Source organism: Sphingobium bisphenolivorans, assembly GCF_000412635.1.
GTDB lineage: Bacteria > Pseudomonadota > Alphaproteobacteria > Sphingomonadales > Sphingomonadaceae > Sphingobium > Sphingobium bisphenolivorans.
In genome coordinates, this window is the sequence record NZ_ASTG01000015.1 from 30,574 (window position 1) to 44,691 (window position 14,118).

At 65.7% G+C, this 14,118-nt stretch carries 12 protein-coding genes and 2 tRNA genes; 5 read left to right on the forward strand and 9 right to left on the reverse strand.

What is annotated here, in order from left to right; translation table 11 throughout:
* Positions 1-39 precede the first annotated feature (39 nt).
* The 3 genes from L858_RS0111760 to L858_RS0111770 form a co-directional block, all read right to left on the reverse strand.
* The gene (locus tag L858_RS0111760; protein WP_022683346.1) at positions 40-660 is read right to left on the reverse strand and encodes a hypothetical protein; all 621 of its coding nucleotides are present in this window, start codon (positions 658-660) and stop codon (positions 40-42) included.
* A 63-nt stretch (positions 661-723) separates the two neighbouring features.
* Entirely contained in the window at positions 724-1,122 is a 399-nt protein-coding gene (locus L858_RS0111765) for an acyl-CoA thioesterase (protein WP_022683347.1), read from the reverse strand.
* Positions 1,122-3,182, reverse strand: coding sequence for a S9 family peptidase (locus L858_RS0111770; protein WP_022683348.1), 2,061 nt, complete (start codon positions 3,180-3,182; stop codon positions 1,122-1,124). Before L858_RS0111770 ends, L858_RS0111765 begins: the two co-directional genes overlap by 1 nt.
* 110 nt (positions 3,183-3,292) lie before the next feature.
* Here L858_RS0111770 and L858_RS0111775 point away from each other — a divergent pair, with 110 nt between their 5' ends.
* The gene (locus tag L858_RS0111775) at positions 3,293-5,074 is read left to right on the forward strand and encodes an aminopeptidase P family protein (RefSeq protein ID WP_022683349.1); all 1,782 of its coding nucleotides are present in this window, start codon (positions 3,293-3,295) and stop codon (positions 5,072-5,074) included.
* Positions 5,075-5,078: 4 nt separating this feature from the next.
* Here L858_RS0111775 and L858_RS22435 read toward each other — a convergent pair whose 3' ends face one another.
* Positions 5,079-5,210 carry a hypothetical protein gene (locus L858_RS22435; RefSeq protein ID WP_274518606.1) on the reverse strand — a complete coding sequence of 44 codons (132 nt, stop codon included), beginning with the start codon at positions 5,208-5,210 and terminating at the stop codon, positions 5,079-5,081.
* A gap of 114 nt (positions 5,211-5,324) precedes the next feature.
* Here L858_RS22435 and L858_RS0111785 point away from each other — a divergent pair.
* Positions 5,325-5,399: transfer RNA gene (locus L858_RS0111785), tRNA-Thr, on the forward strand.
* Between the two features lie 27 nt (positions 5,400-5,426).
* Here the strand turns inward: L858_RS0111785 and L858_RS0111790 are convergent.
* From L858_RS0111790 to paoA, 5 genes are all read right to left on the reverse strand, one after another.
* Entirely contained in the window at positions 5,427-5,711 is a 285-nt protein-coding gene (locus tag L858_RS0111790; protein ID WP_022683350.1) for a DUF1294 domain-containing protein, read from the reverse strand.
* 8 nt (positions 5,712-5,719) lie between these two features.
* Positions 5,720-7,747 (reverse strand): TonB-dependent receptor plug domain-containing protein, encoded by a 2,028-nt coding sequence (locus L858_RS0111795; protein WP_028056058.1) that lies wholly within the window; start codon positions 7,745-7,747, stop codon positions 5,720-5,722.
* Positions 7,748-7,808: 61 nt separating this feature from the next.
* Entirely contained in the window at positions 7,809-10,025 is a 2,217-nt protein-coding gene (gene paoC / locus L858_RS0111800) for an aldehyde oxidoreductase molybdenum-binding subunit PaoC (RefSeq protein WP_022683352.1), read from the reverse strand.
* Complete coding sequence (locus L858_RS0111805) at positions 10,022-10,978, reverse strand: FAD binding domain-containing protein (protein ID WP_022683353.1); 957 nt, start codon at positions 10,976-10,978, stop codon at positions 10,022-10,024. The genes paoC and L858_RS0111805 overlap by 4 nt, the downstream gene beginning before the upstream one ends.
* Positions 10,975-11,607, reverse strand: coding sequence for an aldehyde dehydrogenase iron-sulfur subunit PaoA (paoA, locus tag L858_RS0111810; protein WP_022683354.1), 633 nt, complete (start codon positions 11,605-11,607; stop codon positions 10,975-10,977). Before paoA ends, L858_RS0111805 begins: the two co-directional genes overlap by 4 nt.
* A 250-nt stretch (positions 11,608-11,857) precedes the next feature.
* Between paoA and L858_RS0111815 the strand changes: the two genes are divergently transcribed.
* The 3 genes from L858_RS0111815 (at position 11,858) to L858_RS19965 (ending at position 14,117) form a co-directional block, all read left to right on the forward strand.
* A tRNA-Gly gene (locus L858_RS0111815) sits at positions 11,858-11,932 on the forward strand.
* Between the two features lie 130 nt (positions 11,933-12,062).
* Positions 12,063-12,764 (forward strand): helix-turn-helix domain-containing protein, encoded by a 702-nt coding sequence (locus tag L858_RS0111820; protein ID WP_022683355.1) that lies wholly within the window; start codon positions 12,063-12,065, stop codon positions 12,762-12,764.
* 840 nt (positions 12,765-13,604) lie between these two features.
* On the forward strand, positions 13,605-14,117 hold the full coding sequence (locus tag L858_RS19965; RefSeq protein ID WP_238564961.1) for a curli assembly protein CsgF: 513 nt from the start codon (positions 13,605-13,607) through the stop codon (positions 14,115-14,117).
* Position 14,118: the final 1 nt, after the last annotated feature.

Sequence of the window (14,118 nt, forward strand, 5' to 3'; positions counted from 1 at the left end):
GGCTGCAGATCGGGCCACAGCCTTCAGCCTGATGGCGATTTAGCGGTTGGTGACAGTCGTCGTGGTCTTCTCCACGACAGAGGCGCGGACCGGCGCTGTCGTCTTCTTGCGCACGACCTTCTTCGGCACCGTCTTGCGCACGGTGGTCACAGGCGCGGTCTTCACGGTTTCGGTGGTCACCGTCGTGGTCGCCGGCGCTGGCGGCGTCGCCAAGGCGGCAGCGCGGGCCGCTTGCGCGTCGGCGGCGGCGGAAGCAGCGGCCCGTTCGGCCGCGTCAGCGCGGGCATTGGCGGCGGCGGCATCCTGCTGCGCCGCGGCGGCGGTCGAGGCCTGGACCTGCGCATCCGTTTCCGTGCGCGCCTGGCTGCGGCCGATCGCGGTGTCGGCAAAGCCCTGCGCCTCGATCGCCGCCTTGATGGCATTCTGTTCCTTGCCGCTCTTCAGATTTTCCTGAGCCAGCCGCAGCGAGGCCTGCGCCTTTGCCAGCACGGCCGGGTCGAAGTCGCCGGCCTTCAGCTTGGCAGCCGCGTCGATCTTGCCCTGCGCCTGCGCAATGGCGGCGAGCGCCCGTTCCTCGTCCCCTGCCAGTGCGGGGCCGCTTGCCAGGAACAATGCCGAGGCTGCGGCCATGGCGCGCAGGGAATAGCCGAACTTACGCATATTCTCTCCTGTAGACGTTGGTGGCCGGGAAAACGTGCCACCCGCAGGGGAGGTTCCGAACCGTTACGGACCGAGAAAGGGCGCCGCGACTTCCGGGGGCACGCGCAGGATGCGGCCGCTGTCGCGGTCGATGATCGCCCAGGTGGATTTCGCCGCCACCTTCACCTTGCCGTCGGGGCCGGTGAAATCCATGTGCCGGTCGAACCGGGCACCGCGCGGACCTTGCGGAATCCAGGTGCGGGCAGTCACCGCCTCCCCCTCCCGCACATTGCCGCGATAGTCGATCTCATGCCGTGTCACGACCCAGACATAGGCGTCCAGATGCTCCGGCGCGGCGTCGCGGGTCCAATGCTCGGTCGCGACCTGCTCCATCCACTGCACCCAAACCGCATTGTTCACATGGCCGAGGACGTCGATATGCTCGGGTCCGGCGGTGATCCGGGTTGTGTAGGTGGACGCCATCAGCTCTCCACCCCAAGCTGCCAGAGAATGAAGGCGAACTCCTCGGCGGTTTCGTGCAGGCTTTCGAAGCGGCCCGATTTGCCGCCATGGCCCGCGCCCATGTTGGTCTTGAGCAGCAGGACCTTGTCGTCCGTTTTGGTGGCGCGCAGGCGGGCGACCCATTTGGCCGGCTCCCAATAGGTGACGCGCGGATCGTTGAGGCCGGCGGTCACCATCAGTGGCGGATAGTCTTGCGCGCGGACGTTGCTGTAGGGGTCATAGGAGCGGATCGTCTGAAACGCCGCCCGGTCCTCGATCGGGTTGCCCCATTCGGGCCATTCGCCCGGCGTCAGCGGCAGCGTCTCGTCCAGCATGGTGTTGAGCACATCGACGAAGGGCACATGCGCCACCACCGCGCCCCACAGGTCGGGATCGGAGTTGATGACCGCGCCCATCAACTCGCCGCCCGCCGATCCGCCGGAAATGCTGATGCGGCCCTTCGCCGTATAGCCGCGCTCAATCAGGCCCTTCGCCACGTCCACGAAATCGGTGAATGTGTTGGTCCGCTTGTCGAGCTTGCCGTCCAGATACCATTGCTGGCCGAGATCGTCGCCGCCGCGGATATGGGCGAGGGCGAAGGCGAAGCCGCGGTCCAGCAGCGACAGGCGGCTGGTGGAGAAGCCGGGCTCCATGGCGATGCCATAGGCGCCATAGCCGTAGAGATGCAACGGCGCGCTCCCGTCGCGGGGCAGGTCCCTGGGATAGACGATCGACACCGGGATGTCCGTGCCGTCGCGCGCTGGGATCATCAGCCGCTCGGTGGCATAGCGGCTCGCGTCGTAGCCGGAGGGGATTTCCTGCACCTTCAGGACCTCAAGCTCGCCGGTCGAGAGGTGATAGTCGTAGATGGTGTCGGGCGTGACCATCGATTCATAACCGATGCGCAGCTTCGTCACGTCATATTCGGGATTGTCGTCCAAGCTGGCGGAGTAGCTCGCTTCGGGGAAAGGGATGCGCTTCGCCTGATGAGTGGCGTAATCGCGCAACTCGATCTGGTCGAGGCCGTCCTGCCGACCCTCGGTCACATAGAAGCCTTTGAACAGCGTGAAATCCGTGAGGTAGAAATGGGCGTCGGCGCCGATCACCTCTTCCCACTCGGCGGGCTTTTCCAGCGAAGCCTTCACCAGCCGGAAATTGGGATGGGTGTCGTTGGTGCGGATGTAGAGCGTGCCCTCATGCTCATCGACATCATATTCGCGGCCAGCTTTGCGCGGCGCGACCAGCAGCGGCTCCGCCAGCGGATTGTCGGCGGGCAGCAGCCACACTTCGCTTGTCACATGATCGCCCGTCGCGATGACGATCCACTTTTCCGATGATGTGAGGCCGACCGAAACGCGAAAGCCCTCATCATCCTCGTGGAACAGCTCGACATCGCTTTCCACCGGCTGCCCCAGCCAGTGGAGGCGGGTATTGTCGGTGCGCCATTGCTCATTGGCGATACCGTAGAGCAGGCCCTTGCTGTCGCTCGTCCAGACGAGCGAGGACAGCGTGTCGGGAATGACCTCCGGGAGAAGCTCGCCAGTGAAGAGGTCCTTCACCCGCGCCTCGAACCGCTCCGAGCCATTATTGTCGATGGCGTAGGCGAGATAGCGGCCGTCGGGGCTGACCGAGAGGGCGCCGAGGCGGAAATAGTCGTGCCCTTCCGCCAATGTCGGCTCGTCCAGGATCAGTTGATCCTCGCCGCCTGCCACGGGCCGCCGATACCATTTGCGATATTGGGCGCCAACGTCGAAGGCGCGCCAATAGACATAGTCCCCATCCTTCTGCGGGACGGACCTGTCATCCTCCTTGATGCGGCCCTTCATCTCGGTGAACAGCGTGTCGAGCAGCGGCTTGTGCGGCTGCATCGCCGCCTCGAACCAGGCATTTTCTTGGTTCAAGTAGGCGAGCACATCCTTGTCCGTCACCTCCGGATAGCCGGGGTCGCGCAGCCAGGCATAGGGGTCCTCCACGGTGATGCCGTGATGGGCAATGCTGTGCGGGCGGCGGGCGGCGACGGGCGGATGGTTCGAAGCGGTCATTCAGGGTCCTGATCTGGTCGAAGTCGGGCGCTGGCATCTGCGCCCTGCCCTGCTTATGTTGGCTATGGCAGGGCCAGCGCAAGAGGGCCCTATGATCCAAGGGGTTTGCGATGTCGACTTATGAGGACCGTCTGAAGGCTTTGCGGGCGCAGCTGGCGCGCGTGCAACTGGACGGCTTCGTCGTGCCGCTCACCGATGAGCATATGAGCGAATATGTCGGTACCTATGCGCAGCGGCTTGCCTGGCTGACGGGGTTTCACGGATCGGCGGGCAGCGCCGTCGTGCTGCCGGAGGAAGCGGCGATCTTCGTCGATGGACGCTATACGCTGCAGGTGCGCGAACAGGTGGACGGCGCTCACTGGCAATATGAGAGCGTGCCGCAGACATCGGTGGCCGCCTGGCTTCAGGACCATGCGCCCCAGGGCGGCCGGATCGGATACGACCCTTGGCTGCACACGCGCTCCTGGGTGAAGGCGGCGGGCGAGGCGCTGGCCGAGCGCGGCGCCGAGCTGGTGGCGGTGGACAGCAATCCCGTGGATGCTGTGTGGCCGGACCGCCCCGCGCCCAGCGCCGCGCGACTGGTCGTGCATGAGGATCGCCATGCCGGGCAGAGCGCGGCCGAGAAGCGGCAGGCGATGGCGGACTGGCTGACGTCGAAACATGCCGATGCGGTGGTGCTGTCGGCGCTCGATTCGATCGCATGGACCTTCAACATTCGCGGCAAGGATGTGGACCGCACGCCGGTCGCCCTTGCCTATGCCATCGTGCATGCCGACGCGACGGCGGACCTTTATGTCGCGCCGGAGAAGATGGACGAGGCGGTGGCCGCGCATCTGGGCAACGCAGTGCGGGTGCACGATCGGGCGGAGTTCGCAGCGGCGCTGGCGGGGCTGAGCGGCAAGACTGTGGCGGCCGATCCGGATCGGGCCGTGGCCGCGATCTTCGATGGGCTGGATGCGGCGGGGGCGAAGGTTCTGCCGCTACGCGACCCGGCGGTGCTGCCCAAGGCGATCAAGAATCAGGTCGAGATTAGTGGGCACCGCGCCGCACAGGCACGGGACGGGGCGGCGCTCAGCCGCTTCCTCCACTGGATTGCGATTGAAGCGCCCAAGGGCAGTGTCGATGAACTGGGCGCGGCGGCGGAGCTGGAGGCGTTCCGCAAGCAGACGGGGCTTCTGGAAGACTTGTCGTTCGACACGATTTCCGGCGCCGGGCCGAACGGCGCCGTGGTGCATTATCGGGTGGAGCCAAAAACCAACCGGCCGATTGAAACGGGCAGCTTCTATCTGGTCGATTCGGGCGGTCAGTATCGCGACGGCACCACCGACGTGACGCGCACCATCGCGATCGGCACGCCGACGCAAGAGATGAAGCGCCGCTTCACGCTGGTGCTGAAGGGCCATATCGCTTTAGCCCGCGCGGTTTTCCCGCGCGGCACGCGCGGCGGGCAGCTGGATGTGCTGGCGCGGCAGTTTTTGTGGGCCGAAGGGCTGGATTATGCCCATGGCACCGGCCACGGCGTCGGCAGCTTCCTGTCCGTGCATGAGGGGCCGCAGCGGATCGCGACCTTCGGCGGGGGCGACGAGCCGTTGCAGCCGGGCATGATCCTTTCCAATGAGCCCGGCTATTACAAGACCGGCGAATATGGGATCCGCATCGAAAATCTGGTGCTGGTCGAGGACCGGGAGCTGCCCGGCGCGGAGCGGGAGATGCTGGGCTTCGAGACGCTGACCTTCGCGCCGATCGATCGCAACGCGATTGAAGTGGAACTGCTGACGCGCGATGAGCGGGCCTGGATCGACGCCTATCATGCGCGCGTGGCGGAGGTGGTCGGCCCGCAACTGGAGGGTGAGGCGCTGGCATGGCTGAAGGCCGCCTGCGCGCCGCTATAGGCCCTCAGTCCTTCCGCTCGGCTGGCGGCGTTGTTTCGGCGTCGCGCGATTCGCGGGCCTGCGCCTTGCGCCGCCGCAAATTGTCGCGCAGCGCCTGCGCCAGCCTTTCCTTCCGCTTGTCCTGCCCGCCTGTCATGGCCGGCTCCTAAGCAAATTGCATCGCCCGCCGCAAGCCGCCTTGACAGGAAGTCTTCGGGCGGTCATAGGCCCGGCTCCGCCGACGCGATGCGCCGGTTGGGACCGAAATAGTGCTGCCGTAGCTCAGTGGTAGAGCGCATCCTTGGTAAGGCTGAGGTCGCGAGTTCAATCCTCGCCGGCAGCACCATTTCTCCCCCTCCCCGACATTCCGCGGTCAGATGATCCACCAGCCGATGACCGTGCCCAGCTGAACGGCGGCGATCAGTTGCAGCTGTGTGGTGAAGGGCTGTTTGCGCGTCTTGTGGCGGAAGACGCGGCGGGCAAGAAAGGCGCCGGGTGTCCCGCCGATCAGCGCAAGTCCCAGCAGATCGCGCTCCGCGATACGGCGCTGCCCCCGACGCGCGCGTGCCTTGTCAGCCCCGAAGCGCTGGAAGGTCCAGAGGTTGATCAGCAGCAGCCAGGCGGCCGCAAGTGGCAGGAGCGTAGCGGACGAACCCATGGAGGCGTTCAGCGGCCAACCGTGAAGCCGATCCACAAAGTGCGCGGCGTACCCAGATCAATGGACGCGACGCCATTCGCGCCCGTCACCTTACGGGTGATGACGGCTTCGTCGAACAGATTTTCGCCCCGCGCGACCACAGCGATGCCATGGCCGAGCGGAATCCGCGCGACCGCGTCGACGGTCAGCGCATCCGGCAGCACGTCGACGTGCAGGTCATCCTCATATTGTTTCGCGACATAGCGCAAGGTGGCCGAGACTGCCGGTCCATACCGGGGCTGCCATGCGAGCGTGCCGCTGGCGGCGTGGCGGGGGCTTTGCGCGGGACTCAGCCCGTCGATATCCGGCAGGCCCGGCGCGTGGATGCTGCTGTTGCTGTGGGCGTAGGAGGCGAGCAGGCTCATATCCCCGCGTCGCAGCGAGGCGTTGAACTCGAGGCCCCTCGCGACGATCGCGTCGACATTCTCGCGCTGACGCATGTTCCGGTTGGCGGGATCGGGCGTCACATTGGCGATCGCATCCTCCAGCCGGTTGTAGAAAGCGGTCACGGACAGGCTGACGCCTTGAGCGGGGCTGATGTCGATCCCCGCCTCCGCGCCCCTGAGCTTTTCCGGGTTGAGGGCAGGATTGGCCTGCGTCGTGACCGGGAAGACGACGAAAGGCCGGTAAAGCTCGTTGAGTGTCGGCAGGCGAAAGCCGCTATAGGCCGCCGCGCGGAGGGCGACCGCGTCGTTCATCCGGTAGAGCGCGCCGGCTCGGCCGGAAAACTGCCAGCCGGAGCGATTTCCGATCGCGGGCGGCGGCGTGATCGCGCCGGTCGGGGCACTGACCTCGCGGAAGAAGCCATTGTCGATCGTCCAATGGTCCGCGCGCATGCCACCGGTCAACACCAGCCGCCCGCGCGTCCAGTCATCCTCCACGAAAAAGCCGGTCGTCCTCTGCTGACCCCCGGCATGGCGGCGGAAGGTGACCGCGCCCGCACCATTATAGGCGTCCTCATACATGTCGCCGCTGGCGAAGCGGGTGTCGGCGCCGATGCGCAGCAGATGCGCGCTGCCGACCGGCGGGCGCAACTCGATCTTGCCGCCGATGCCGGTAGAGGGAGTGTTGCGCTGGTCGAGCGACTTGCGCAAGCTGCTGGCCGAGATCACGACGTTAGAGAAATCGCGGGCCTGAAGATAGGCCAGCGCATCTACCTGCCATTTGCCGCGGGAAATGAAGCGGATGCTGGCATCCTGCCCTTCGCTGAGGCTGTCGGCTCCGCGAAAGCGCAATGTCCGCTCGTCATGGAAGAGCGTGCCGCGAAACTGGACCTCCGATATGGCCGACAACGGCGCGGCGGCGCGCAGATTGGTGGACCAGCCGTCATAGGCGGCGGGCACGGTGGCCGCGACGCGCTGATCCCGGGGCGTGGTCTGGAAGCCATCGCCCCGGTCCCACCGGCCTGACAGCGACACATAGCCGCTGCCGAGATCGGGCGAGAGGCTGGCGGAAAGCTCGGTCGCGTCCCCGCTGCCGTAAAAGGCGCTCATGCCCAAGCGGGGCAGCTGGTCGCGGGTGGCGCTGGCAAGTTCGATGGTCCCGGCCACCGCGCCCGCCCCGAAAGCGCCTACGCCGCCGCCGCGCGTCACGCGCACCACCGACAGGCGGTCGGGCACGAGCGCATTGAACGGGATGTAGCCGAAGAAGGGATCGGCCATCGGCACGCCATCGAGCAGGACCAGCGTTCGGCTCGACGCATTGCCCCCAAGCGCGCGAAGCGTCGCGCCCTGTGCCGACGGATTGGCCGAGCGGCTGTCCGACCGGCGGAACTGCTGGAAGCCGGCGACGTCGGCCAGCGCGCTTTCGATGCGACCTGACGCGCTGTCGGTCAGACGCTGCCGATCGATCAGCACTGAACCATAGGCCGGCGTCCCCGGCGGCAGGGGCAGCCCCTCGCCCGTCACGATGATGCGCGCCTCGTCAGACGCGGCCGGCTGTGCGGAGGCAACTGCCGGAACGCTCACAAGGGCAAGCGGAAGAGCGAGATGTTTCAAGATGGCGGCCCTTTTGCGCTCATTTTCTTGAAGAGCGCTCAGGCACGCCGCCATCGAGCTGTCAAGCGAGCGCGCTGCCCTCCCCCCGCTCAAGCAGCTTGTCGATCGTCAGCGGATAGTCCCGCAGGCGAATGCCGGTCGCGTTATAGATCGCGTTCGCCACCGCCGCGCCGGCGCCGCAGATCCCCAGCTCTCCCACCCCCTTGGCCTTCATCGGCGAGCTTTTGTCGTCCAATTCGTCGAGGAACAGCACATCCTGTTCGGGGATGTCGGCGTGCACGGGCACCAGATATTCGGCCATGTCGTGATTGACGAAGAAGCCGAAGCGCGTATCGACGCTCAGCTCCTCCATCAGCGCGGCGCCCACTCCCATGGTCATCGCGCCGATCACCTGGCTGCGCGCCGATTTGGGATTGAGGATGCGGCCCGCAGCGAAGGCGCCCCCCATGCGGCGGACGCGTACTTCGGCGGTGTCGATGTCGACCCCGACCTCGCAGAAATGCGCGCCGAACGTCGCCTGCGCATAGCGTTTGGCAAGATCGCCAAATTCGATCTGGTCTTCCGCCCACAGCCCCTCGCGGCCGGCCAGCGATCCGATCGGCTTGGACTGGTTCCCCTGGCGGATCATGCCGTCTTCGAACACGGCCTGGTCGGGGGCGAAACCCGCCTTTTCCGCCAGCTTGCCGCGCAGCGCCCAGGCGGCGGCATAGACGCCGGAGGTGGAACTGTTCGCCCCCCATTGCCCGCCGGAGCCGGAGGAGGCGGGGAAGCGGCTGTCCCCCAGCCGTACGGTCACAGCGGCCAGCGGCACGCCGAGCATCTCGGCCGCGGTCTGGGCGATGATGGTGTAGCTGCCGGTGCCGATGTCGGTCATGTCGGTTTCAACCGTCACATGCCCCTTGCCATCGACGCCGATCCGCGCACCCGATCGGGCGACCAGATTGTTGCGAAAGGCCGAAGCAACGCCCATCCCGACCAGCCAGCGCCCCTCACGCACCTGCCCCGGCTTGGGATGGCGGCGGCTCCAGCCGAACCGGTCCGCCCCCTGGCGCAGGCACTCGACGAACTTGCGGCTGGAAAAGGGGCGGCTGGGCCCGACTTCCGGATCATGTTGGACATCGTTGCGAATGCGCAGCTCGACGGGATCGACATTGCAGGCCTCTGCCAGCTCGTCCATCGCGACTTCCAAGGCGAGCAGCCCGACCGCTTCGCCCGGAGCGCGCATGGCATTGCCCTCCGGCAGGTCGAGCGTGGCGAGGCGGTGCGTCGTCAGCCGATGATCGCCGCGATAGAGCAGCCGCGTCTGCTGCGCCGCCGTCTCCGGCCCGCCGCCGGGCAGGTCGCCCGACCAGACATCATGCGCGATGGCGTCGATCACGCCGTTGCGGTTCGCGCCGATACGGACGCGCTGGATCGTCGCGGGCCGATGGGTGGTGTTGTTGGGCACCTGCGGCCGGGCAATGGCGACCTTCACCGGCCGCCCCACCGTCCGCGCGCCCAATGCCGCCAGCAGCGCGTCGGCGCGCAAGAACAGCTTCGCGCCGAAGCCGCCGCCGATATAGGGGGAAACCAGCCGGACATTCTCCTTGGGGATGCGCAGCGTCTTCGCCAGGTCCCCGGCGCTCCAAGACACCATCTGGTTGGACGTCCAGAGCGTCAGCTGATCGCCGTTCCACGCGGCGGTGGTGGCATGCGGCTCCAACATCGCATGGCTTTGATCGGGCGTGGTGTAGCGCTGATCGATTCGAACAGGGGCCCGCGCGAAGGCAGCGTCGAAATCGCCCGCCCGCGTGTCGGCAGGCCCGCCGAAACCGGTCTCCGGGGCGACGGCGCTGCCCATCTCCGCGGCAAGGTCGAACCGTCCCTTTTCGGGCGCATAGTCGATCCGCAGCAAGCGGGCGGCATCGCGGGCATTTTCCAGCGTATCGGCGATAACCAGCGCCACCGCCTGCTCAAAATGCTCGATCTGCGGCCCGCCGAGCAGATGCGCGGTGTTCATATTGCCCTTGTCGAGAGGCCCGGCATTCTGATGCGTCACGATGCCCAATACGCCCGGGGCGGCCTGCGCCGCCTGGCTGTCGATGGCCTTGATCCTGCCCTTGGCGATCGCAGACCCGACGATCCAGCCATAGACCGCGCTTGGGGCTGCATCATGGCGTTCATAAGCATAGGGCGCGGTGCCGGTCACCTTGGCGGGGCCGTCAATCCGGTCCTGCGGAATGCCGACGACGCGGCCGCGATCGATCGGATTACTGGTTGCGGGACTGTCGAATTTCATGCCCGAGCCTCCCTCTGGCGGAAGACCGATGCGAGGGTCCGCGCCGTCAATTGCTGCTTGAATGCGTTGAGCGGTGTGGGACGCGCGCCGTCGAGCGCCGCCTCCGCGACCGCCGGTGCCCCGGATCGGGCCGCGGCATCCGCTGCTGCGACCCGCCATGGCTTGGGTGCGAGCCCGCCAAAGGCGAAGCGCCCCTGTCCGTCGCGATCGAACACGGCTGCGACCGACACCAGCGCGAACGCGTAGGACGCGCGGTCCCGTACCTTGCGATAGACATGGGTGCCGCCGATCGGCTTGGGCAGCGTAACGGACGTTATCAGCTCGCCCGGCTTCAGCGCGTTTTCGATGTGCGGCGTATCACCCGGCAGCAGGTGAAAGTCGGCGATCGGAACGGAACGACGAGCGCCGTCCGCCCCGATGATGTCCACGCTGGCGTCCAGCAGCCGCATCGCCACCGCCATGTCCGAGGGATGCTGCGCGATGCAGGCGTCGCTGGTGCCGATGACCGCAAGGCTGCGGCTCATGCCCTTGATCGCAGCGCAGCCGCTGCCCGGCCGCCGCTTGTTGCAGGGCATCCGAGTGTCATAGAAATAGGGGCAGCGGGTGCGCTGGAGCAGATTGCCGGCCGTAGTCGCCTTGTTGCGCAACTGTCCCGACGCACCGGCGACCAGCGCGCGGCTCAGCACCGCATAGTCGCGGCGGACCGTCCTGTCGGCCGCCAGCTCGGTGTTGCGCACCAGTGCGCCGATGCGCAGTCCCCCCCCCGCCGTCGTCTCTATCCGGTCGAGGCCGAGATGATTGATGTCGATCAGATGGGCCGGCGTTTCGATCTGCAGCTTCATCAGATCCAGCAAATTGGTGCCGCCTGCGATGAAGCGCGCCCCCTGCACGCTGGACGCGGACCTGACCGCTTCCTCGACGCTCGCGGCGCGGGTGTAGGTAAAGGGCTTCATGCCTTGTCCTCCCCGGCGACGTCGCGAATGGCGGCGATGATGTTGGGATAGGCGGCACAGCGGCAGATATTGCCGCTCATCCGCTCGCGCACCTCGGCATCGGAAAAGGCGACTTTCTCCAGATCATCGGTCGCATGGCTGGGAATGCCGGCCTCGATCTCCTCCAGCACGGCCACCGCCGAGCAGATCTGCCCCGGCGTGCAATAGCCGCACTGATAGCCGTCATGGGTCACGAAGGCGCGCTGCATCGGATGCAGCCGCTCGGGCGTGCCGAGGCCCTCGATCGTCGTGACCTTGTCACCCTGGTGCATGACCGCCAGCGTCAGGCAGCTGTTGATCCGCCGCCCCTCGACGATCACCGTGCACGCACCGCACTGGCCATGGTCGCACCCCTTCTTGGTGCCGGTCAGGTGCAGATGCTCGCGCAGCGTGTCCAGCAGCGTGGTGCGCGGGTCGAGCTGAAGATGCGCCTCGCGGCCGTTCACGTTCAATTCGACGGCCACCATGTTTGATCCTTCCGTGCGGGACTGCCGACGATCGGCGGCCGCGGAAGCTGCGACCGGAGACAGTGCCGCCGCAGCGGCTCCCCCGCGCAGCAAGCCGCGGCGCGTCAACTGATCCAATGTCATGGCAATCAATTCTCCTGTTACCCGATGCCATAGGAGGACGGGAAAACTTAATCCACGCGACGCATCAAGGCCATGCGCTCTTGAGAAGACTAGCAGCTAGGCGCGGCGATGCCAGAGGCATCATGTATGTGCCGCAACGTCGAGGCAAAAAGAAATTCGCTTTCCTGCAAATTCACCCTTGCCGATGGGAAAAACCACTGCTAGTTGCCCGCCTCACCCGCCGAGAGGGACTTCTCCTCCGGCCGCCAGAGCGGGCGTAGCTCAGGGGTAGAGCACAACCTTGCCAAGGTTGGGGTCGAGGGTTCGAATCCCTTCGCCCGCTCCAGTTTTCCTTCGAAATCAGCGTATCAACGCGAAGCAGCCGCAGGCGCGCCGAGCAGCGCCGCGCGTTCGCATGTCGATCTCCCCTGCTGCGAATTAACCCTCCCGAAACTATTGGCTGCGAGCAGTGGCTCATGTCCATTTCAGCGATCGTAGAGCCACCGCCCGCATCGGCCGACCAGCGCCAGGCTGTCCGCTGGCGCATGCGGCTGGAACTGCCGGGCTCCCTGGATGAAGGGCGCGCGAACGTCATCATTCACGACCTGTCCACCGCAGGCATGCTGATGGAAACGACGTCCCGACTTGAGGTGGGGCAGAGCATCACCCTGTCCCTGCCCGAGGCGGAGAATGCGACAGCGCAGATCGTGTGGCAGGACGATCATCTGTTCGGCTGCCGCTTTGAACAGCCGCTGCCGCAGGTCGCGATCAGCGCGGCCAAATTGCGCAATCCGGCTGTCAGTCCTGCGGAGCCGCCCGCCGCCTCCCCTTCCAGCCAGCAGAGCCCGCTGGCCGAACGGTTGAGCCGCCTGCGTCAGGCGCGGGGCATGAGCCGGACCGCGCTGTCCGCCCGAACGGGGTTCAGCAAACCGAGCATCTGGGCCTGGGAAACCGGCCGGACGGTGCCGCGGCGGAGCAATTTGCTGGCTCTCGCCGAAGCATTCGGGCTGAACGAGGAGCAATTATTGCGGGGCGACGACTTGCCGACCCCTCCGCAGCCCTCCCCGGGCGGTGCGACAGCGGACCGGCTCCACGCAGCCATCGATGAGGCACGCCGACATATCGCCGCGATCGCGGGCGTGCGGGAGTCGAAGGTGCATATCTCCATCGAATTCTGAGCCGGTCGCTCTCCCGCAGCGAGCGCGCGCCGTTAAGCCGCGGCATAAGTGCGGCGAAGCGTCTTTCTTAATCGATGCTGGAATGTTACGGTTAAGTTGCGAATTTGGGCACTTCCCCATTCTTCGCTCGACTGGGTGTGGGGGCCGGAACGTCTCCAAACCCTTCCTGCCCTCGCCCCCAGTCGATCAGCTCCCATGCTGCTTCTTACGCCCTTACCCGCGTCGCCGCTTGCGCCCGGGGTTTGCCCTCCCTTTACCGCGCATGTAAACCTTAGCCTCTCGCGCTGTACCAATTTCGAACAATCAACTTTGCCGATAAAAAATTGATCGGGCGCGTTAACTTTCCTGTCCCTAGGAAAGCCGTGGGTCTTGGCCTTATGCTCCAGCTATTCCCGAGCTTTACTGGCCTTCGCAATGCCAATCTACTCAATTTAGGGTATATATCATTCGTTAGGCTTTTGTTAATCGCCCTATCCAGCGAAGGGTAGAGAACAAAAAGAGTCGCGGCCCTGCAGCAAAGTTGATTGATCGCTCCCAATGGAGACGGGGACGATCCTTCAATATGCGTCGAAAGTTGGGGAAGTGGTCCATGTCGAAGAAGAGCCTGATAGGCAGAGCAGCGGCGCTGTTCGCAAAAGCGATAAACTCTGCCGGATCCGGATACCGTCCCACGTCCTTTTGACGTGACGGTCCGCGCCCCGATTTCGGGGTTCCGTCCTTCTTAAAATAGCTGCTGCCCCGGACGCTTGACTGTTCGGGCACTGATGACGCGCACCTTCACGCGCAGCCCTGGCCGGCATCGGCGGGCGAGCGTGTGATGCAGCATAAAGGGCTTGAAAAGTGAAGCATCTACGACTGGCCATGCTTGGGGCGATCGCGTTGGCCGCCCCCGCTTCGGCGCAAGAACTGAAATTTGAGTTCCGCAATCCGTCCTTCGGCGGAAATCCGTTCAATTCGGATCATCTTCTCGCCACCGCCACCGCGCAGCGGCCTCCCCAGAAGTCGAGCGGCGCCGATGGCACCGGCGAACTGACGGAAGCGCAGCTGTTCGCCCGGCAGATTCAGAGCCGGCTCTTGTCGGCCCTGTCCTCCAGCGTCGTCGAGGCGATCACGGGTTCGAACCCGGGCACGTCGGGAGAGTTCACCGTCGGCGATCAGAAAATCTCCTTCGAACGGACGCTGAGCGAAATCCGCCTAAGCATCTTCGACAATTCGACCGGCGAAACCACCGACATCGTCGTTCCGGTGCTGACGCTCAACACCGCCAATGCGCAATCAGCCGCGAACACCGGCTCGGTCGAAAGCTCGCTGGCGCAGAGCCTGGCGGCGACCAACACTCTGACAGGGCAGTAAG